This window comes from Allorhizobium ampelinum S4 (assembly GCF_000016285.1).
GTDB classification, from domain to species: domain Bacteria; phylum Pseudomonadota; class Alphaproteobacteria; order Rhizobiales; family Rhizobiaceae; genus Allorhizobium; species Allorhizobium ampelinum.
This window is the reverse complement of the sequence record NC_011988.1, coordinates 126,267-146,453: the sequence shown is the minus strand read 5'-3', so window position 1 is coordinate 146,453 and position 20,187 is coordinate 126,267. Positions and strand designations below refer to the sequence as shown.

The 20,187-nt window shown below is 56.7% G+C and carries 14 protein-coding genes; 1 reads left to right on the top strand and 13 read right to left on the bottom strand.

From position 1 onward, the window contains the following. Positions 1 to 127: 127 nt before the first annotated feature. On the bottom strand, positions 128 to 1,492 hold the full coding sequence (locus AVI_RS18035) for an LLM class flavin-dependent oxidoreductase (protein WP_012653569.1): 1,365 nt from the start codon (positions 1,490 to 1,492) through the stop codon (positions 128 to 130). Positions 1,493 to 1,829: 337 nt separating this feature from the next. On the opposite strand from AVI_RS18035, the gene AVI_RS18030 reads away from it, so the two are divergent. Further along, positions 1,830 to 4,160, top strand: coding sequence for a methyl-accepting chemotaxis protein (locus AVI_RS18030; RefSeq protein ID WP_012653568.1), 2,331 nt, complete (start codon positions 1,830 to 1,832; stop codon positions 4,158 to 4,160). Positions 4,161 to 4,377: 217 nt separating this feature from the next. Here AVI_RS18030 and AVI_RS18025 read toward each other — a convergent pair whose 3' ends face one another. From AVI_RS18025 to AVI_RS17970, 12 genes are all read right to left on the bottom strand, one after another. Further along, on the bottom strand, positions 4,378 to 5,151 hold the full coding sequence (locus AVI_RS18025; protein ID WP_012653567.1) for an ABC transporter ATP-binding protein: 774 nt from the start codon (positions 5,149 to 5,151) through the stop codon (positions 4,378 to 4,380). A gap of 191 nt (positions 5,152 to 5,342) precedes the next feature. Further along, on the bottom strand, positions 5,343 to 6,677 hold the full coding sequence (locus AVI_RS18020) for an ABC transporter substrate-binding protein (protein WP_012653566.1): 1,335 nt from the start codon (positions 6,675 to 6,677) through the stop codon (positions 5,343 to 5,345). 101 nt (positions 6,678 to 6,778) lie between these two features. After that, positions 6,779 to 7,780 (bottom strand): branched-chain amino acid ABC transporter permease, encoded by a 1,002-nt coding sequence (locus AVI_RS18015; protein WP_417883892.1) that lies wholly within the window; start codon positions 7,778 to 7,780, stop codon positions 6,779 to 6,781. 57 nt (positions 7,781 to 7,837) lie between these two features. Beyond that, positions 7,838 to 8,734, bottom strand: a complete 897-nt coding sequence (locus AVI_RS18010) for a branched-chain amino acid ABC transporter permease (RefSeq protein WP_041698430.1) — start codon at positions 8,732 to 8,734, stop codon at positions 7,838 to 7,840. Continuing rightward, positions 8,734 to 9,624 carry an ABC transporter ATP-binding protein gene (locus AVI_RS18005; RefSeq protein ID WP_012653563.1) on the bottom strand — a complete coding sequence of 297 codons (891 nt, stop codon included), beginning with the start codon at positions 9,622 to 9,624 and terminating at the stop codon, positions 8,734 to 8,736. The genes AVI_RS18010 and AVI_RS18005 overlap by 1 nt, the downstream gene beginning before the upstream one ends. An 857-nt stretch (positions 9,625 to 10,481) precedes the next feature. After that, positions 10,482 to 11,513: a LacI family DNA-binding transcriptional regulator gene (locus AVI_RS18000; protein WP_012653562.1), complete on the bottom strand. Its 1,032-nt coding sequence runs from the start codon at positions 11,511 to 11,513 to the stop codon at positions 10,482 to 10,484. A gap of 59 nt (positions 11,514 to 11,572) precedes the next feature. Then, entirely contained in the window at positions 11,573 to 13,645 is a 2,073-nt protein-coding gene (locus tag AVI_RS17995; RefSeq protein ID WP_012653561.1) for an alpha-amylase family protein, read from the bottom strand. Between the two features lie 75 nt (positions 13,646 to 13,720). After that, a complete protein-coding gene (locus AVI_RS17990) occupies positions 13,721 to 15,946 on the bottom strand; it encodes a glycoside hydrolase family 95 protein (protein WP_012653560.1) in 2,226 nt (741 codons plus the stop codon). 38 nt (positions 15,947 to 15,984) lie between these two features. Beyond that, the gene (locus tag AVI_RS17985) at positions 15,985 to 17,067 is read right to left on the bottom strand and encodes an ABC transporter ATP-binding protein (RefSeq protein ID WP_012653559.1); all 1,083 of its coding nucleotides are present in this window, start codon (positions 17,065 to 17,067) and stop codon (positions 15,985 to 15,987) included. 60 nt (positions 17,068 to 17,127) lie between these two features. Further along, positions 17,128 to 17,952, bottom strand: coding sequence for a carbohydrate ABC transporter permease (locus AVI_RS17980; protein ID WP_012653558.1), 825 nt, complete (start codon positions 17,950 to 17,952; stop codon positions 17,128 to 17,130). Further along, on the bottom strand, positions 17,949 to 18,872 hold the full coding sequence (locus AVI_RS17975; RefSeq protein WP_049777331.1) for a carbohydrate ABC transporter permease: 924 nt from the start codon (positions 18,870 to 18,872) through the stop codon (positions 17,949 to 17,951). Before AVI_RS17975 ends, AVI_RS17980 begins: the two co-directional genes overlap by 4 nt. Next, positions 18,872 to 20,173, bottom strand: coding sequence for an ABC transporter substrate-binding protein (locus AVI_RS17970; protein ID WP_012653556.1), 1,302 nt, complete (start codon positions 20,171 to 20,173; stop codon positions 18,872 to 18,874). Before AVI_RS17970 ends, AVI_RS17975 begins: the two co-directional genes overlap by 1 nt. Positions 20,174 to 20,187: the final 14 nt, after the last annotated feature.

The window sequence follows — 20,187 nt, the reverse complement described above, 5'->3', positions numbered from 1 at the left end:
GCCATGGAGAAAAACGCACTGCCAATGCGGCGGACTCGTCATGGGCATTGAAGAAGGCTTTCAGATGCAGGGCCTTCAGTCACGAAACATTGCCAGGCATAAAAGTTCTCGCCGCGATGTCGCGGCGCTACCTTTCCGTGTGTCGATAGAGGCTGCCGGCATGGCGAGCGGGAAGCCGGTTGCCTTCGCCAAACAGCCGATGGCGCAAGGAACCGTCACCATAGCTGGTCTTGTAAGCGCCCCTGCTTTGCAATTCCGGCACCACAAACTCGATAAAATCCTCGTAGCTCTCCGGCGTCACGGTCCGGGTGAGATTGAAACCATCGATATCGCCTTCATCGATCCAGGACATCAGTTCCTCCGCCACCTCGCCAGGCGCGCCGGTGATCAGTGGATAGCGCCCGCCGATGGAAAGCTCGTTCAGCAATTGCCGCTTGGTCCAACCCTTCTGTTTGGCAAGCTGCGTGACGGACTGGATGGCGTTGGTGGGGCCGTACTGGATAGGATCATCAAGCTCGTAGCGGGAGAGATCGATACCGCTTCCGGCCGAAAAATGCGCCAGGCCCGCTTCCGGGCTGGCATAGCGGCGATAATCCGCCAGCTTGTCGGCGGCGGCTTCCCGGCTTTTGTCGGTCACCACAGTAACACCGAGAAAGATCTTGATATCATCAGGACGGCGCCCTGCGGCAACCACCTCTTCCCTTAGAGCCTGGGAGGTTTTACGCGCCGCGGCCTTGTCCGTGGCACCAATAAACACGCATTCGGCGTGGCGCGCGGCAAATTTCCGGCCACGGCCCGATGTGCCGGCCTGATAGAGTACCGGCGTACGCTGGATAGAGGGCTCGCTCAGATGGTAGCCCTCGGACTGGTAATAGGGCCCGTTGTGCTGCACCTTATGAACCTTGGCAGGATCGGCATATATCCGTGCCTGTTTGTCGAGGCGCACGGCCCCCTCCTCCCAGCTGCCTTCCCAAAGCTTATACAGCAGGTCCATATAGTCATCGGCCTGGTCATAGCGGGCGTCATGCTCTGTCATGCCGGTCTTGCCCAATGCCTTGGCGGCGCTGTCGAGATAACCGGTGACGATATTCCAGCCGATCCGGCCTGAGGTGAGATGATCGAGCGTCGAGATTTTCCTGGCAAAGGTATAGGGCGCCTCAACACTGGTATTCACCGTAATACCGAAGCCAAGATTGTCGGTCACAGCAGCCATGCCAGATACCAGCAGCATCGGATCGTTGACGGGTAGCTGGATCGATTCCCGCAATGTCAGGTCGACCGAGTTCTGGTAAATATCGTAGACCCCGACAATATCGGCGAGAAACAGCCCATCGAACAGACCACGCTCCAGTGTGCGGGCCAGATCAGTCCAGTAGCGAAGAGATTTATAGTCGTGCGAACGGTCGCGCGGATGCGCCCAGAGCCCGTGATTGATATGCCCCACGCAATTCATGTTGAAGGCATTGAGGATGATCTGTTTTCTGGGAGACATATCGGACATTCACCCGGATGATTTGAGGTTAAAAATTATCCCGCTCGCAGGCGGCCAGCGATGAAATCGCCAAGAAACGTGTAGCAAGAAGATGGTGCGGGTCACAATGACAATGAGTGAAATCACAACTGCCGATCGAACTGCTGATCAAATGATGAGACACTTTACATACATGCAAAACTCACGCCACTGGCCGCTTTGAGGCCTCTATACCCGAGCGAATGGCGAGACTGGCAATTTTATACGGAAAGACGTCATAAAAAGCCTGATGGCGTTAACCGCAGTTTATCCAAATTAGCTTTCAATGAGTTGAAATTTGCAACCACTGGAACTTACCATGACGCTCTCCATCAGAAATGTGCTCATTAGCGTTTTCGCCCTGCTCAGCCTTATGCTGAATGTGCTGGTTGGAAATTCCATGCTGTCTTCGTACCGGACCTATCAGGTCAATGCCGAAGTTTCGGAACTGACCGGTTTTGACAAGGCGTTGTTCAAGGCGCTTTTGGCATTTCGCAGCGAGCGCGGCGACAGCGCCTCCGCCCTGTCGATCTCCATTGCCGATGGCGCTGGCTCCGTCCAATCGGTGCAGAAAAACCGGGCGGTTGTCGATGCTGGTATGAATGAGGCAAAAGTGATCGCTGGAGGGATCAAGGCTACCGACTTGTCGGCGCCGATCGCAACGGTGTTGGCCACTTATGAAAAAGTCGCGACCTATCGTAAAACCATCGATGCCGAATTGGCAAAGCCGCTTGAGGCTCGTGACGCAAGCATCACCAAGGCGTCAATGGATCTGGGCGGGACGTTCCTGGCCGATCTTGAAAAGGCGTCCGAGGCTGCGGAAGGCCGCATGCGCACGCTCGACGCGGCGTTGATGCCGATGATCCAGATGCGCGCCTATGCATGGTCGACCCGTGCCCTTGGCGGCGGCAGTGCCTTGATCCTCAACAACGCCGTGACCTCTGGCCAGCAGATTTCAGCTGAGAACCAGGTCAAACTGGCCGCGGGAGACGCCAATGTCGCCTATGCGTGGAAAGCTGTTCGGGTGCTCGTCGATCATAAGGATACGCCCCAGGCCATCAAGGATGGTTTCAAGGTTGCCGATGCAGCATATTTTACCGGCGACTACGCTAAAATGCGCGCCGACGTCATTGCCAAACTGAGTGCGGGCGAAAAGTCGCCGCTGACAATCGATCAATGGAGAGCGCCGACCACGGCTGCCCTGGGGAAGGTTGCGGATATCGCATCGCTTGCCATGGATACGTTGAACGCCAATGCCGCAACGGCAAAGTCTACAGCGCTGACCCATACATTGTCGTTCCTGGCGCTCTTCCTGTTGGTGTTGGCGCTCGGCATCATCGGCTTGGCCGTCATCGTCCGCAAGGTCATTCGCCCGATCGGCGCGTTGACACGTTGCATGGGCGCATTGGCCGACGGCGACCTGTCGGTTGTCGTTCCCGGCGCCAAACGCCGGGACGAAATGGGCGAAATGGCGCGTTCCGTGGAAGTATTCCAGATTGCAGCCATCCGCAACAAGGAGCTAGAGGCCAACGCCGAGGAAAACCGCAGGATCGCCGAGCGCGATCGCATCGAGACGCAGCGCCGTATAGAAGAGGAGGCCGAGGAGCGACTGACCCGCGCCACCGGCGCGCTGGCAAGCGGTCTGCAGAAACTTGCCTCCGGTGATATGCTCTGTGAGATTTCCGAGGAGTTTGCGCCGCGCTTCGAGGAACTGCGCCAGGACTTCAACGCCTCCGTCAGCCAGTTGCGCACCACACTTCTGGCCGTCGGTGGCTCTGCCCTGGCCGTGTCGGGTGGCAGCAGCGAAATCTCGCATGCATCGGACGACCTGGCCAAGCGAACCGAGCAGCAGGCTGCTTCGCTCGAAGAGACCGCCGCAGCCCTTGAGGAAATCACCGCCAATGTGAGAGCGACCTCGAAGCGAACCGGCGAGGCCCGCGATCTGGTGCGTGATACCAAAAGCCGTGCCGAGCAATCGGGTGTCGTCGTCAATAATGCTGTCACAGCAATGGAACGCATTGAACACGCCTCCCGCCAGATCGGCCAGATCATCGGCGTGATTGATGAGATTGCCTTCCAGACCAATCTGCTGGCCTTGAATGCCGGGGTGGAAGCCGCCCGCGCCGGTGAAGCAGGTAAGGGCTTTGCCGTCGTCGCCCAGGAAGTCCGTGAACTGGCGCAACGTTCGGCCAATGCCGCCAAGGAAATCAAATCGCTGGTCTCCAATTCGGAAGTCGCCGTCAGCGAAGGCGTCAAACTGGTCAACGATACCGGCGAAGGGTTGACGGCGATCGCCAGCCTCGTCCAATCGATCAATCAGCATATGGATGCAATCGCCACGGCAGCGCAGGAACAGTCCGTGGGGCTTGGGGAAGTCAATACCGCTGTCAACCACATGGACCAGGCGACGCAGAAGAATGCGGCCATGGTCGAGGAAATGAACGCGGCCGGCGCTGGCCTGGCCCAGGAAAGCGGCAAGCTGACCGAATTGCTCGGCCAGTTCCGCACGGGAGATAACCGGCAGGCCGGACACGCGCCCACTGGACGAGCCCCTGCCAGACCTGCAACTCGGCCTGCCGCACCATCACGCCAGACCTATGCCACTCAGGGCAATGCTGCGCTGAAGGGCGAGAGTTGGGAAGAGTTCTGAGGATGGCTCTGTTTACAATGGACGCCGTCCTGATGCTGTCCAGTTGGTGAGCGCGTCACGCCTGACAGAAATGGTATAGATAACCCTCTGACACGCGGAAACCGTGTCAGAGGGTATCAACGATACAGCGCAAACGCCTTAAACCCCGCCTGAGCGAAAGCTTCGCTTCGACATTCTGTTTCAGAAGCCTTCGGTTTACGATGCCCGTCAGACGCGGTCATATGACATGGTCATTCGCAACCCGATTGTTCTGCCCGAGATAAAAGGATTTCACATCGTCTCGCTCGCGGATCTCGCGGGCGGTGCCCGTCAGCACATCCTTTCCATTTTCGAGAATGGTGGCGCGATGGGCATAGGTGAGAGCAATCGCCGAATTTTGTTCGGCGACGAGAATGGATAGCCCCTCCTCCCGGTTCAATCGGCGCAGGGTGCGAAATATGTCCTGCACCACGATGGGGGCAAGACCCATGGACGGTTCGTCAAGAACAAGCAGACGGGGACGCGACATCAGAGCCCGGCCAACTGCCGTCATTTGTTGCTCGCCACCGGAGGTGAGGCCCGACAGTGTCCGGCGCTTTTCTTTCAGTCGGGGAAAGAGCCCATAAATACGCTCGAGATCATTGGCGATTTCCGCCCGCGAACTGCTACGTCCCAGACCACCACACGTCAGATTTTCCTCGACGGACAGGCTATGGAAGCAATGGCGCCCTTCCAATACCTGTACAAGGCCGGCGCGCACCAGCGCCGCCGGGCTTGTTTTGGTGACATCTACGCCGTCAAAATGGATAGACCCGGCATTGATCTGTCCGCGCTCTGCCGAAAGAAGGTTTGACACCGCCTTCAGCGCCGTCGTCTTGCCCGCTCCATTCGCGCCCAAAAGTGCTAGGATCTCGCCCCGCGCAAGCGAAAAGCTGACACCATGCAAAGCGGTGATGGCATGATTGTAGGTGGCGTGCAGCCCATCCACCTGCAACAATCTGGCGTCTTTCATGGGATCAATTCCTCGTTGGTCTGGCAAAAAATTGCCCCGTCGCGGCGTCACTTCAATTGAGCGCTGAACCGCAAAATCAGCCCATCTCGTTGTCGATGGGCTGTTTTTCCAAGGCAAACATCTCAAATCCATCAGATGCTTGGACTATTTGCAAAAGGAACAGGAACTGACATCTTCAGTCCCTACTGGTGTTAATTGGTAACGCCATCCGCATCGGCAGCCGTGCGGATCTTGATGCCTTTATCCTTGGCATAAGCCTCGGAGGACTTTTCAATGATCGGCCGCAGCAACGCCCAATCCGGTGCAATCCAATCAGACACGACGTTCCATTTCTTGCCGTCCCATTGCTGGAAGGTCACATAACCATTGCCCTCGTGATTGTCCCAGGTGACATTGATGGAGTGAAACAGGTCTTTGGCGCCAAGTTCCTCAACGCGCTTCTGGTCCAGTTGCAAATGCTCGAAGCCCCAGCGTACTTCGTCGCCGGTCAGCGTGCGCTTGCCGAATTTTGCCTGCGCGATGCGGATCGCCTCGACATTCAGGATACCATTGACGATACCCAGGTTGTGATAGACGGAGCCGATGCGTTTTTTGTCTTCCAGGTTGCCCTTGCCACTATCATAAAGCGTCTTGACGATTTCCTTGACGACTGGATACTCGGCACCGGACGCCTGGGTGGTGATGGCGGTATAGCCTTTGGCGGCATCGCCTGCCGGGATCACATCTTCTTCAGAATTGGACCAGACATTGCCAATGATATGGTCCACCGGAAAGCCGGTTTTGGCAGCTGTTTTCAGGGCCACCGGGTTCATCACGCCCCAGCCGCGCAACACGACATAATCGGGTTTGGCGCGACGAATGGTGAGCCATTGGGCCTGTTGTTCGTTACCGGGATGCGGCACCTCGATCTGCTGGACATCAAAACCATATTTCTTGGCCAGCAATTCATAGATCGGAATGGTTTCCTTGCCATAAGGCGAGCCGTGATAGAGAACCACGATCTTCTTGCCCTTCAGGTTTTCGATCCCGCCGAGCTTGGAGCCAATATAGTTCACGATACCGGAGGTTTCGCTGTAGGGATTGAGCAACAAGGGGAAAACATAGGGAAATACGCGGCCATCGGTGGAATCCGTACGACCGTGGTTGATGGTGATCAACGGTGTCTTGTCGGCGGTAATGCGGTCGATCATCGCATAGGCGATGCCCACGGATAACGGGTTCCAGGCGGCGACGTTCGGATTGCTTTTCAGGCGCTCATAGGCTTCGACGCCACGCTCGACCTCGTATTGGGTTTCGGCCTCCGACCAGGTGAGCTTGACGCCATTGACGCCGCCATCACGGGTGTTGATCAGGTTGAGATAATCGATAAACCCGCCAAAGAAACCGGTTCCACCTGCGGCATAGGGACCGACGCGGTAGCTCTGCAAGGGAAAATACTGCTCATCGGCATGCGCTGCGGGAAGCGCGACACTCAACGAGATGCCGATCACCAATGCTGTGGCCTTGAATTTCGAAAGAATGCTCATGCTTGGATACACTCCTGGTATTGCCCGGTGCGATGCGCATCGGACGTGTTCATGGATGATGGATGGATTGCGGATAAACGGCGTGCGGAGAGAGAGCCGGATCAGGCTGGCCAAACCGGCACGCCGAAGCGTTTTCGGATCCTGTCGATAAGGGCGGCAAGCCCATCAGGCTCAAGGATCAGGAAAAGAATGATGAGTGCGCCGAGCACGATACGCTGCGTCATATCGAGCACGCCGCTATCGAACAGGTCACCAAAGACGAAGGCCCCAACCCGCGACAGCACCACCGGAAACACCACGATCAGGGCCGCCCCGAAAAAGGCGCCGCGCAGCGAGGCCAGACCGCCAATGATAATGATGAACAACACCTGGAACGAACGATCCAGGTTGAAACCCGCCGGTTCGACGGTGCGCAGATAGGCAAAGGCCCAGAGCACACCGGCGATACCAATGATAAAAGACGACACGGCAAAGGCCAGAAGCTTGGTGCGTAACACCGGAACGCCGATAATGCGCGCCGCCGTTTCGTTATCTCGCACCGCGATGAAATTGCGACCCGTTTGAGAAATCACCAGCCGATGGGCGAGAAAGGTGACGAGTGTGACGATGATCAGCGCAAAATAGTAGCGCCCGACCGGCCCTTCGAAGGTAAAACCGGCAAGCGTTAGCGGCGGCGCATCGATCACACCCGAAGCGCTATCGTTGGAAAACCAGCTGAATTTCGTCAACGCCCACTGGACGAAGAACTGTGCAGCGAGGGTGGAAACCGCGAGATAGAAGCCGCGCAGCCTAAGGCTTGGCAAGCCGAAGACAATGCCAATGGCCGCAGCGGATAGACCCGCGAGCAGGATGCTGACGATAAGCGGCAGGGAACCGGCCCGCAGGTCAAAATTGAAGCAGGCAAACGCGCCAACCGCCATGAAGGCCGCGCTGCCAAGCGACACCTGGCCTGCATAACCGGTCAGAAGATTGAGCCCGACCCCTGCGAGGCTAAGGGCCAGAAAGGGCAGCAGGATACCATCGAACAGGTAGCTCGTGCCGATCACTGGAAGAATGCCATAGGCCAACAAAAGCACCAGCAGGGTGGCGACGGAGATCGGCATCGCTTTTGCTGGCGTGATCCTCGCAGGCGTCACGTTGGGCGAAACAGCAGACATGGATCAAACCCTTTCCACGAGCTTTTGGCCGAAAAGACCGGAGGGGCGCACAAGTAAAAACAGCAGGGCAATCACATAGGCGAACCACCCTTCAATCCCCCCGCCAAAATAGGCCCCGATATAGACTTCGGCCAATTTCTCCGAAGCGCCAATCAGCAGCCCGCCGATAATCGCCCCCAGGATGGAATCAAAACCGCCCAGCACCAGCACAGGCAGTGCTTTCAGCACGATCAAGGACAAGGAAAACTGCACGCCGGAGCGCGCGCCCCACAAGAGCCCGGCAACCAGCGCCACAAGCCCGGCGGCGGCCCACACACTTGCCCAGATCCAGGGAAGTTTCAGGCCCACGGCGAGAGCCGCAAACGGATCATCGGCCACCGCACGAAAACCAAGCCCAATGCGGGTATAGCGAAAGAACACGGACAGGGCGACAACAAGCCCAAAGGCGACGACCGCTGCGAAAATATCGAACTTGCTGATAAACACACCCGCGATATCGAAAGGAACATCCTCAATGCCCAGATCAAGCCCATGTACCTGCGTGCCCCAGAGCAGTTGGGCTGCCCCTTCAATCATGTAGGACAGGCCAAGCGTGGCCATGAACATGGTAATCGGCGGCTTGTTGGTGAGCGGACGAAGGACCGTCCGCTCAATGCCAATGCCGAGCAGGATCATGATGGCGAAGGTAACCAGGAAGGCGAGCGGAAAACCAAACCCGCGCTCTGTGAGGCTGACGAAGGTCAGCGCTGCAAACAGCAGCATGGCACCCTGCGCAAAGTTCAAAACACCCGATGTCTTGTAAATCAGCACGAAACCGATTGCCACGAGCGAATACATCACGCCGGACAGCAATCCGCCGACAAGCACTTCGGTAAAAAACAACCCGTCAAAATCGGCCATCAAATGCCATCTCCGTCTTCATTCTCTGGTGCAACACCGAGATAGGCATCAATGACTTTCTGGTCAGCGGAAATTTCCGCTGGTGTGCCATCGGCAATTTTCCGCCCGTAATCCAGCACCGCCACATGGTCGGAAAGGCCCATAACGACGCCAATATCGTGCTCGATCAACACCACAGTGGTGCCAAATTCATCCCGTGCGGCGCGCACATAATGCGCCATTTCGTTCTTTTCGGTGGCTGTCATGCCTGCCATTGGTTCGTCCAGCAGCAAGATGTCGGGTTCTGCGACCAGGGCACGGGCAAGCTCCACCCGCTTTTGAAGACCATAAGGCAAAGTACCCGCAAGGCGATCCCTGAGGTCGGTGAGATGCAGAAAATCGAGAATTGCCACCGATCTGTCGCGGGCATCCTTATGCTCACGGGCAGCCCTGCCATAGCCGATGATCTGCTCCACAAAACTGGATCTATTGCGGTAAACGCGGCCCGCCATGACATTGTCCAGAACACTCAACCCCTTGAACAGGGCGAGGTTTTGAAAGGTTCGGGCAATACCAAGCTGCGCTAGCCTCTGGGTCGGCACGCGGCTGAAATGGAGTTCGCCGATGGAAACGCGGCCGTGATCCGGCTGATAGAGACCGCTGATCACGTTGATGATGGAGCTCTTACCAGCACCGTTCGGGCCGATAATTGCGCGGATTTCACCTTTGCTCACCTTAAGATCAATGTCGCTGAGCGCTACAACGCCTCCAAAAGACAGAGTGACCCCAGAGAGGGCCAAGGCATTTGAGGAAGCCTTTGCACTGTTGACCGCAGCCACATCATCCACCGATACGCTGAGATCAGCCAAGAAAATGGCACCAGATCGGGCCGCCTGCATAGCAATCGTCATGTTGTAAGCCCTCCTCATCTCCAGATCGCTGCGCCCAAAGAGCGATTTACTGTGCTTGTCTGGTCTTAGAGTCTGTCAGCTTCATATTGAACCAGACAGACTCTAAGTTCTCTTGTTTTCGTTTGTCTTTTCGGGAAAACCAGGTTCCACTTTCCCCTGACAAACTCTGGCGCACAGCAAACGTTTCCGTGCCGTCCGATGTCTGCCGTCCGATGTCTCCAGATCTTATGGAGGCGGCATTTGGCCGGTTTGATAAAGTCCCTTCAGAACGCACCCGTACAGGATGTACACTTGGCGAAATGACAGACGTTTCCTTCTGCTGTCTGCGAGCGGCATAAACCGAAATGATGGAAGCCGGACAACTAGGTTGATCCGATTTTCACCACTCAATAGAACCGCAATAGATACATCCGTACATCAATCAAAAGCCTGTTTCGCACCCAGAAAGAAACCGGTCTTTATTTAAGATTAGAACCGACACCTATTGAGTTTAATTAGAAACACAGCATACGAAGCGCGTGGAAAACAAAATATATTTTCATTTTCCTATACTTTTGACTGCCGACGCCCCCTTTTCAATTCCGTACTTGTTCAGTGCGATTATTTATCTATAATTTCCATAGATTTTAAAGGTTTTATTTTCTAATTTTTGCGCTTAGCGAAGAATGACCGTTGGGCTGAACGCGCCACCAAACGCGCTATAATCTAAGCTGGAAACCGATGCGCCTTGTCACGAGATTTCGCAAAATCCACTGAAGGCGTTGAGATCAAATCCATACATATCAACGCGAATGGCAAGGTGCCCGTTGATCGCACAGCCCAAATCGCCTGTATCCCGGTTTTTTAAGAAAAGCACATCATCGGGATGATCGGCGAAAGTGGCTTGATCCGCGCAATATCAAATTGCAATCGAGAGTGCGCGTGCGTATGTCCGGAACATTGTCTTGTGTTAACCGCGACAAAACATAAGCGCTGATCGATTGCGCTATTTTTTCAATAGGTTGAGCGATGGCTGTCACGCCGTCATCATAGAGGCGAAACAATTCCACATCATCGAAACTAACAATGGCGATGTCTTCCGGCACCCTTGCTCGGTGTTCCCGGACCCATTCCAGAATGCCGTAGGTCATCTTATAATTGGCGGAGAAGACCGCTGTTGGCGGCTCAGCCAGTGCCATGAATTTCTGAATGGCAGAATATCCGCCTTCTTCGGTCCAGTCGCCGGAATGCAGGTAGGAAGGGTTGAGAGCAATCCTGCCCTCTTCCAGGGCCTGCTGATAGCCATTCAGGCGCTGCAATCCCGATGACGTATCCAATGTGCCAAAGGCGGTGGCAATGCGTGTATGTCCAAGATCGATCAGATGGCGGACAGCACGGTAGGATGCCTTGGCATTTTCAACGAACACGCGGTCAACGCGCAACCCCATAATATCATTATTGTAGACGGTTACGGGAATACCGCGTTCCACGAATCTCTCGACGTCATTGGGAATGTCTCCATGTCCCGCAAGAATGAGCGCATCGACGTTCTGTCCCGCAAAATAGGAGAGGGATTCACTCAGCAGCCTGATGTCACCATCATGGCAATAGGTCAGTAGCGTTCTGCCGCTCTGGCGAAACAACCGGGCCAGATGATTGAGGAGCTGGGCATGAAATTCGTCCAGCTCCGGCGTCAAAAAGCCAATCACATCGGTCTTGTCGCTTTTCATCGCCCGCGCGGCGGCACTGCGCTGAAAAGACAGGGCCTCGATGGCCCGTTCTATTTCGGCGCGGTTGCCATTGCGCACCGTTTGCCCATTGAGATAGCGGGACACCGTGCCGATGGCGACACCTGCTGCCTCGGCGACATCGTGGATGGTTGCCTGTTTTCGCTTGCCGATTATTTCCACAGGTCCTCTCCCAGATCCATTGGTAGCTCCAGCAAAGACAACCAACCCATGGCCTCACATCATCCGGGTGCCATTCCGTCAATAACAATCGCACGGTGAATGGAAAGGCCTGGCAGATCAACCGTGATTGCGCCATCTGCTTGTTTTTTCCAAGCAAATGTCTCGCCCGAAATCGCATCATAGACCGATGATGGCGTCCCAGGCAGCCGGACCGTGAAGGATACCGGCCCGATGGAGGTAATATCCTCGATCATCTCCATGGGTCTTGCTGTTGGCTGCCAATTGATCCGCACCGATTGACCGCGGATTTGCGGAAAACCGCAGAGAAGGTGAACGATGCTGCGATTTTCATGGGCCTGCACCGTCAGCGTCGCGCGTCCTGCGGAGGGCAAAGTGGTTTCAAGCACCCGCCCCGGCATTAGCCGTTCGATCAGCGCATCGACCAGATATTTGTAGAGAGGCTGTCCCATGGCACGGTAAAGTGCAAAGACCGGATAGGCGATGGTGCCTACCTTGCCATGCATGGCGCAGGCCACGCCAATAGAATCGGCCTCAGGATCGTCAGGCGTATGCTGATGCGAGCAGAAATGGTTGAAGGCACGATTGAAATAGGGCGGCCTTATGCTTGCCAGAACAGTGGCGCCCGCCGCTTGCAGTTTTTCGGCCTCGGCATAGACCACGAAGGGGCTTGCCGGCAGGCGCGCATCGGTCAATGCTTCGGTGATCTGCGCATAGGATGGCTCGAAGGCGATGTTTTCGCCTGTGAGTGTTAGGCCCGTCTCAAAGGCAAAAGCGCCGCTGTCCGGTATGCGGCCGGATTGACCGGAAATGAGGACCGCGCCACCCGAAGCGAGATAGGCATCGAATTTTGCCTTTAATGCAGCATCCACCGGGATCGTATCGGGTAAGATAATCAGGCGATGGCGGGAAAAATCCATCTCCGGGTCAATCACATCGAAACATCTGTGCAATTCCAGCAGCATCTGCACCGCTCCGTCATCGCTATCGCGCACACGCTCCACACCGTCCCGATGGAAATATTCGGTGGCGAGAATGGCGATCTCAGAGACCTGTTGCGCCCCGTCCAGAAAGGGTTCAAGAGCGGCAACCCGGCGAAAGGCTGGGGCGATGCTGCGATAGGTATCGGCATTGATCCGGCCATTGGGATGGAGCTGATCGCCAACCAGGCACTTGGAGCCAAGCGCCACCATCATGGCACATTCGTATTCCAGCGCATCAGGATGTTTGAAGCCACCAAACTCGCCCCAACTGGTGTGGAATTTGCCGGTGTGGCTGACAAAATCTAGGCCAAGCCGCGCCGCATAGCGGGCGCTGGAGGGAAAGTGATTATAGCCCCAGCCGCCCGTGGGCAGGCTTTCCAGTTCAAGATGGGTGTAGGGCGCGAAACGGTCCTTGCCATATTTGTTGATATGGCCGCTATTGTAAAAGATCCGCGATTGCGGAAATTCGCGCCGCAGAACGGTGCTCATCTCTTCGCGGAACTGCGCATTGACAGCCTCGTCATTGGCCAACCGATCCACCTTGTTCAACGGGTCGAGATTGAGGCGTGCCATGCGCGCAAGGCAGGCATTGCAGACACAATCCGGCGTCTGGATAATGTCGAAGAACAGCCCGGCAGTCGGATAAAGCGTCAGAACCTCTCGGGCTTCGGCCATCAAGTGGCTGCGAAAATCATCGTGGTTGAGGCACAAGGTGTGCCAGGCGGCGCTTAACTGCTTCTGGGCCGAACGATCATGGTCATCGGCATGGTCAAGATGATTGTTGGCCTTCATCACCCGCCATTCGGGATGCAGGCGGGCGGTCCGCTCATCCCACTGCACCGAGAGATAGATCGGCGTTTCAATATCAGCAGCGTTGCAGGCGGCAATCATCTCCCCCAGCAGATCGGGGCGAGACAGATTGGGATGCGGCGCACCCACCTTGGTCGGATAATAAGACCAGCCATGGTGGCATTTGGCAAACAGCGTGATGGAATTGACATGCGACTGCTTCAACGTGTCAACGAACGCTTCAGCGTCAAACTGGCTGCCAATGCCCGGAATATGCTCGGATGTGTGAAAATCGAGATGAATTTGACGATAGCGCAATGGACGCAATGAATTCTGCGACATGATGGCTCCTTTTCTCCGGCACGAAAGCCGCGAAAACCCCGTTAGAACACCAGAAAATGCATGTTGAAATATCGGCTATCGACCTTCCCAAACCTCGCCTTCCCTAAGTTGAACCTCAAGGACACCAGCAGGTTGCCGGATGGTGAGTGGCCCGGAGTGGCCAGCCGTGATGCGGAGTGAAGTCAGTTTTCCTGCTTGCCAGCTGAGATCAACCGTGTGACCGCCACGGATGCGGACGCCCTTCAGGCTGCCGCTTGACCATTGTTCCGGCAAGGCGGGCAGGAGGCGAAGCTCGCCGGGGCGCGATTGCACCAGCATTTCCACAATCCCCGCCGCTCCTCCGAAATTCCCGTCGATCTGGAAAGGCGGATGGGCGTCCATCAGGTTTGGATAGGTGCGCTCCGGTGTCAAAAGCTTGACCAGAACCTCTGCGGCCCGATTGCCATTGCCCAGTCTGGCCCAAAGGTTCAGCCGCCATCCAATGCCCCAGCCCGTTGCATCATCGCCGCGCCGCTCCAGAACAACCTGTGCGGCCTTAGCCATTTCAGGCGTTTCCAATGGGTCGATTTGCAGGCTCGGATAAAGCCCATAGAGATGCGAGACATGGCGATGCTGCTGCTCTGGCGCGTCCAGATCCCAGTCGTCCATCCACTCCTGCAACTGACCGCCTTTGCCGATACGGTCTTCCGGCAAACGAGCGCGGGTGGCGGCAGCCTCTGTGCGAAGCTCGCCGTCCCGGCCAAGCGTGGCGCTGGCATCCGCGAAGGCCTCGAACAGATCGCGGAGAATCTGATTGTCCATGGCCGGTGCGGCGCAGAGTGAAGAACCAAAAGGATGGGAGTTTTCCGGCGACAGTGATGGGCAAGTGCCGAGGTAATTGCTATCAGGCAAGGCAACCAGCGTATCCAGCGCAAATTCCACCGCCCCCTTGATCAAAGGATAGATGCGCTCCAGCACAGCGCGATCGGGATTGAAGCGATAGTGATCATAAAGCTGGGCGCAGAGCCAGGCACCGCCCATCGGCCAGAGACCCCAATGAGGGCCGTCAATGGGGCCAGTGGCACGCCAGATATCGGTGTTATGGTGCAGAACCCAGCCGCGTGCGCCGTAATGGGCCTTGGCCATCTCGCGGCCGGTTTCGGCCACATCCTCCACCAGTTCCACCAGCGGCAGGAAGGTCTCGGAGAGATTGGCAACATCGGCCAACCAGTAATTCATCTCCAGATTGATGTTAACGGTGTATTTGCTGCCCCAAGCTGGCAGAATATCTTCATTCCAAATGCCCTGGAGATTGGCCGCCTGCGTGCCGGGTCTGGAACAGGAAATGGCAAGGTAGCGGCCATACTGCAAATAGAGCGCGGCCAGTGAGGGATCATCACCTTCGGCATAGGCGGCAACGCGCTTGTCGGTGGGAAGCGTTGGCACGGGCTTGTCACCGAGGGCAATTTGCATCCGGTTAAATAGACGGCGATGCTCTGTGACATGGGCTTCCAGCAGCGCCTCATAGGACAGCATAGCCGCCGCATCCAGGCGCGCCTTGATCTGCGCCTGTGGATCGCCATCAACAGTCCTGTAGTTTTGAAAGCTGGTCCCTGCATCGATCAGCAACATGACGCTGGACGCTTCACGCACCCGAATGGTTTCCTCGCCAATATCGACAAAGCCCCCCTCGGCCAGCACCCGCACCCGGAAAGCGAAGCGCAACGCGCTATCAATACCATTTTGCCGACGATTACGCCCGTCATAGCCAAGGGTGGCATCGGCGATATCAATCGGATCGCCATTTTGCGGGCTGCTCAGCATCACCGTCATCGACAAGGCACCGGGCTGATCCACCGAAATCTTGCAGACGATCACGTCCTGAATGGCGGAGGCAAACACATCGCGGCGAAAATGCACGCCATGGCAATCATACTGTGTCACCGCAACAGCGGTTTCCAGATCAAGCGAGCGGCGATAGTTGGTGACGGTCATATCATGGTGCAAATCAAGCCAGACATCGCCAATCGGCTGATAGGAGGTCTGCCGATCCGGCTTGGCCATGGCCCCTTCATAGGCCTTGCGGTCTGCCTCCTGATACCGTTCGGCAAGGATCAGATTACGCACCTCAGGCAAGGCAGCGCGGGCATCGGGATTGATCGGCTGGTAAGGGCCACCGCTCCAGAATGTGCTCTCATTGATCTGAAGGCGTTCATTCCAGGCATCTCCGAACACCATAGCCCCCAACCGACCATTGCCAACGGGAAGGGCCTCGGTCCAGACAGATGCGGCACGGTCGTACCAGAGTTCATTATCGCTCATGAATAGAAATCCTTTTGAAATATCAGCTGAATGACATGTCACCGAAGGCGCGCACCGCTGGCCGGATCAAACAGCAGGGCCTTGGACGGATGAAAACCGGTGTGGATCGTATCGCCGGCCCGCACGGATCGGTCGCCCTTCAGATCAACCGTCAGGGCATCTTCGCCGCGCATATTACTGTAGCCATAGGAAACACCGCCGAGGCTCTCCACCATGTCCACCCGCAGGTCGAACCGGGCTGATCCGTCAGAGGAAAAATTCTCTGGCCGCATGCCAATGGAAATCTTTGCACCGGGGGCAAGGTCTGAACCCATTGCAAGTTCGAATTCCACGTCCTTGAACTCGCTGAGCTTGACGCGGATTGCCGCTGTGCTGCGCGCCACGACATGACCGGCCAGAAAATTCATGCGCGGTGAGCCGATGAAACCGGCAACAAACATGTTGTCGGGGTCGTCATAAAGGCTGATCGGCGTGCCAATCTGCTCGACATTGCCCGCCCGCAACACCACGATCCGATCAGCCAAGGTCATGGCTTCCACCTGATCGTGGGTTACGTAAATCATGGTTGACGCCAATGACCGATGCAGTTCGGCAATCTCAAGCCGCATTTTCACTCGCAATTCGGCATCGAGATTGGAGAGCGGCTCATCGAACAGGAACACGTTGGGATCGCGCACGATGGCCCGCCCGATGGCCACCCGCTGGCGTTGGCCACCAGACAAGGCGGCAGGCTTGCGCTCCAGAAGCGGCGTGATGTGCAAACGGTTTGCCGCCTGTTCCACCCGCCGTCCGATGTCGGCGCTTTTCATGCCCGCCATGCGCAGTGGAAAACCGATATTGTTGCGCACCGTCATATGCGGATAGAGGGCGTAATTCTGAAACACCATGGCCACACCGCGCTCGGTGGGCGTGGCATCGTTAATGCGTTGACCATCGATGAGAATGTCGCCGCTAGTGATCGGCTCAAGCCCGGCGATCATCCGCAGCAGGGTGGATTTGCCACAGCCGGATGGCCCCACAAAGACGGTCAGGGAGCCATCTTCAAGGTCAAGATCAATGTCATCAATGACCTTCAAGGCACCGTAGCGCTTAGCCACACCTTTGAGTTCAACGGTAGCCATATGATTTCTCCTCCCGGTGGCCGGTTTTTGGCCGGGACATGAATACTGTGGATGACGCGATCATTCCTTGCCTCCCGAGCGATTGCGCGCGTCTGCCGCGAAGAAGCGCTGAAACACGATGAAGACCACCAGAGGCACTGCCATGGTGACGATGGCCGCCACCGATTGTTGATCGAGGTTGGGCTCAAACGAGCCTGCAATGCGGGCCAACAGCACCGTCAGCGGCACATCGGAGCGCAGATACAGCATGGGCAGCAGCATGGAATTCCAACACCACAGGAATTGCAGGATGCCTACGGTTGCCATGGGTGTGAGAGAATTGGGCAGAACGACATGAAGAAAGGTGCGGATTGGCGTGCAGCCATCAATTTTTGAGGCCTCGATCAATTCACGTGGAAATTCCGCCAGAAAACTCTGCACCAGAAAGATCGACCAGGCGAAAGACAGCCCGACAAAGGGAATAAGCACGGCCCAGACATTGTCGATCATGTGCAGATCGCGCCAGAGCGTGAACAGCGGAATGATCACCACCTGCTGCGGCAACACGAAGGAATTGACGATAACAAGCAACAGAATGCGCCGTCCGGGAAACTTGAGAAACTGAAAGGCATAGGCCGCAGCCGGTGCCAGAAGAACCGTCAACAACGTCGCAAGCCCGGTCAGTTTCAGGGATGACAAAAAGGCGGGAGCCAGCGGATATTTTGTCCAGACCGTCTGCCAAGCCTCCAGCGTGAAGCGCAGGGTGTGCAGTGACCACCAGCCACCAACGGCAATGTCACCAGCGGGCCGGATGGAGGTCAAAACCAGACCGACAACAGGCACAATCCAGAGGATGGCCAAAAGACCGACAAGAACCGGAATCCAGAGAGGGGCACGGGCGTTCATGTCGCCTCCTTGGTGCGCTGGCGCAGCAATGGGATCGAGACGAACAGCACGACGGCCAGCAACACGACGGTGGCTGCCGCGCCATAGCCAAGCTTGAACTGCATCATCGATTCCCGAAACATGAAATAGCCAACCGTCTCGGTGGAGCGCACTGGACCGCCGCCTGTCATGACGAAGATCATGTCAAAGGCCCGCAAGCTGCCGAGAAGATTGATGAATACCGCCACTTTCAACCCCGGCATCGACAGGGGTAGAATGATATGGCGCATGATGGAGAGCGGCTTGGCACCGTCAATATAGGCCGCTTCCTTGATGCTTTTGGGGATGGTCTGGATCGAGGCAAAGCAGGTCATCAGCGGCAGGCCCACTTGCGTCCAGGCATAGGCAATCACCAGACATGCGAGGGCTGTGGACGTATCGCCCAGCCACGCGCGGGCCAGGTTTTCCAGACCGAGCGTATTCAAGACGGCATTCAGTAAACCGCTGTCTCCTGGCCGGTAGATGCCGAGCCAGATGAAACCGCTGACGGCCTCAGCAATGCCATAGGCACAGAAAATCATCACGCGAAACGGCAATGTGGTGCGCGGGGCCAACGAACACAGCACCGCCAGACCCCAGCCGATGCCCACGGATAGCGCCGTTGTGCCGACCGTCCAGACAATGGTGGTGATCACGGCGACCCGAAAACTGGAATCCGCCAGCAGGTTTGCGTAGTTGGAAAGCCCCACCCATTTTGCCGGTGCAAGACCGCGAATATCGAAAAACGACAGACGGATCGTATCGATCAACGGATAGACGACCGCGCACAGAAATAACAGCACCATGGGTGCCAGCAGGACGAGAGCCGCTCCCCCGTCCGTCTGGAAGAAGCGCCGGCTGGCGCTCCCTCCCGTCCGTGGCAGATCGCTGATGGCCCGCATCAATACGATCCCTTTGCCTTGGCCTCGATCGCCGCCGTCACCCTATCGATATTGGCATCGCTGGGATCACCCAGGAATTTCTGGAGCTGAATGCGATACTCATCAGCCAGATCGCCGGGCAGGCCATCCCCCAGAACAAAGGCCGTATCCGCCCCGGTCACAAAGGTATTGGACGCCTGAATGGCAGGGCTATAAAGCCCAACATCAACAGCTCGAGAGGACGATGCTAACCCGCCCTTGGCAATGATGTTGGCACCTTCACGGCTTATGGTGAAGTCCATGAAGGCGTCAGCAGCCTCGCTATTGCCGCCGGATGCCAATGCGACAAACTCCTTGGCATCGACACTGGCGGCAGTGTCATGGCCCTGCCCTGTGGCTGGAAACTGGAACAGGCCGAACTGATCCGGGGCAAGCTTGTAGACGGTCTCGGCGCGGTTGTTGATCCACATTCCCATCTGGACAAAGCCTGCTTTGCGCTCTTTCAATACCCGGTCGGAGGCATTGTCCCACTCTGTGCCAAGCATTGTGGAGGCATCGCCGCAGCAACCGGCGCTCAACAGCTCGCGCCATTTGCGAAGGGCCGCCTTGACGCGATCATCGGTCCAGGGGATCTCGTGGGCCACCAGCTTGCGCGAAAGATCCGCACCGCCCTCGCGTAAGATCAGCGTTTCAAACACTTCGGCATGCGCCCAGGTCTTGGCAGGGACGGCCATTGGCACCACACCGGCACTCTTCAGCTTGGCGATAGTGTCCAGAAACTGCGCCCAATCCTTAGGCGGCGTGGTGATGCCTGCCTTTTTGAAGGTTCCGGTATCATACCAAAGACCGCTACGGTCGCCATAAGTGAAGGTAACGCCGTAGAGTTGGCCGGAGACAGACCCAAGATCCTTCCAGCTGTTGTCGAGCCGTTCTCCCCATTTCAGAGCGGAATAGGCATCATCCAGCGGGCGCAAAAGACCGGCGGTGACGAGTTCTGTGCGGAAAGCAGGCCACGTATTGATCATCAGATCAGCCTTTTCGCCGCCCATCAACGAGGTGCGAAGCCCGCCACGCGGATCGCCGGACCATGTCACCGGTACTTCCTTGATTTTCACATCCGGATATTTGGCCATGAAGGCTTTTTCCAGATTTTGGATCACCTCAAGGTCAGACCCTGCCATCCATTGCAGGATGACCAGATCGCCTTTGGGCTGGGCCAAGGCCGAGCCGCTTGAGGCCAATGCGAGGGTAAACGCTGCCAAAGTGAGACGCGCGCAGCGTGACGCATCCCCGGCGATAGCCGTGAAACTGGTAGTCATCATAGGGGCTCCTCCTC

What these genes read in the sequence shown, in the direction of transcription:
- AVI_RS17980 (WP_012653558.1), bottom strand. Translation starts at nt 17,952, where the DNA reads ATGAACGCCCGTGCCCCTCTCTGGATTCCGGTTCTTGTCGGTCTTTTG.
- AVI_RS17970 (WP_012653556.1), bottom strand. Translation starts at nt 20,173, where the DNA reads ATGATGACTACCAGTTTCACGGCTATCGCCGGGGATGCGTCACGCTGC.
- AVI_RS18030 (WP_012653568.1), top strand. Translation starts at nt 1,830, where the DNA reads ATGACGCTCTCCATCAGAAATGTGCTCATTAGCGTTTTCGCCCTGCTC.
- AVI_RS17995 (WP_012653561.1), bottom strand. Translation starts at nt 13,645, where the DNA reads ATGTCGCAGAATTCATTGCGTCCATTGCGCTATCGTCAAATTCATCTC.
- AVI_RS18005 (WP_012653563.1), bottom strand. Translation starts at nt 9,624, where the DNA reads ATGACGATTGCTATGCAGGCGGCCCGATCTGGTGCCATTTTCTTGGCT.
- AVI_RS17990 (WP_012653560.1), bottom strand. Translation starts at nt 15,946, where the DNA reads ATGAGCGATAATGAACTCTGGTACGACCGTGCCGCATCTGTCTGGACC.
- AVI_RS17975 (WP_049777331.1), bottom strand. Translation starts at nt 18,872, where the DNA reads ATGCGGGCCATCAGCGATCTGCCACGGACGGGAGGGAGCGCCAGCCGG.
- AVI_RS18035 (WP_012653569.1), bottom strand. Translation starts at nt 1,492, where the DNA reads ATGTCTCCCAGAAAACAGATCATCCTCAATGCCTTCAACATGAATTGC.
- AVI_RS18025 (WP_012653567.1), bottom strand. Translation starts at nt 5,151, where the DNA reads ATGAAAGACGCCAGATTGTTGCAGGTGGATGGGCTGCACGCCACCTAC.
- AVI_RS17985 (WP_012653559.1), bottom strand. Translation starts at nt 17,067, where the DNA reads ATGGCTACCGTTGAACTCAAAGGTGTGGCTAAGCGCTACGGTGCCTTG.
- AVI_RS18020 (WP_012653566.1), bottom strand. Translation starts at nt 6,677, where the DNA reads ATGAGCATTCTTTCGAAATTCAAGGCCACAGCATTGGTGATCGGCATC.
- AVI_RS18010 (WP_041698430.1), bottom strand. Translation starts at nt 8,734, where the DNA reads ATGGCCGATTTTGACGGGTTGTTTTTTACCGAAGTGCTTGTCGGCGGA.
- AVI_RS18015 (WP_417883892.1), bottom strand. Translation starts at nt 7,780, where the DNA reads ATGCCGATCTCCGTCGCCACCCTGCTGGTGCTTTTGTTGGCCTATGGC.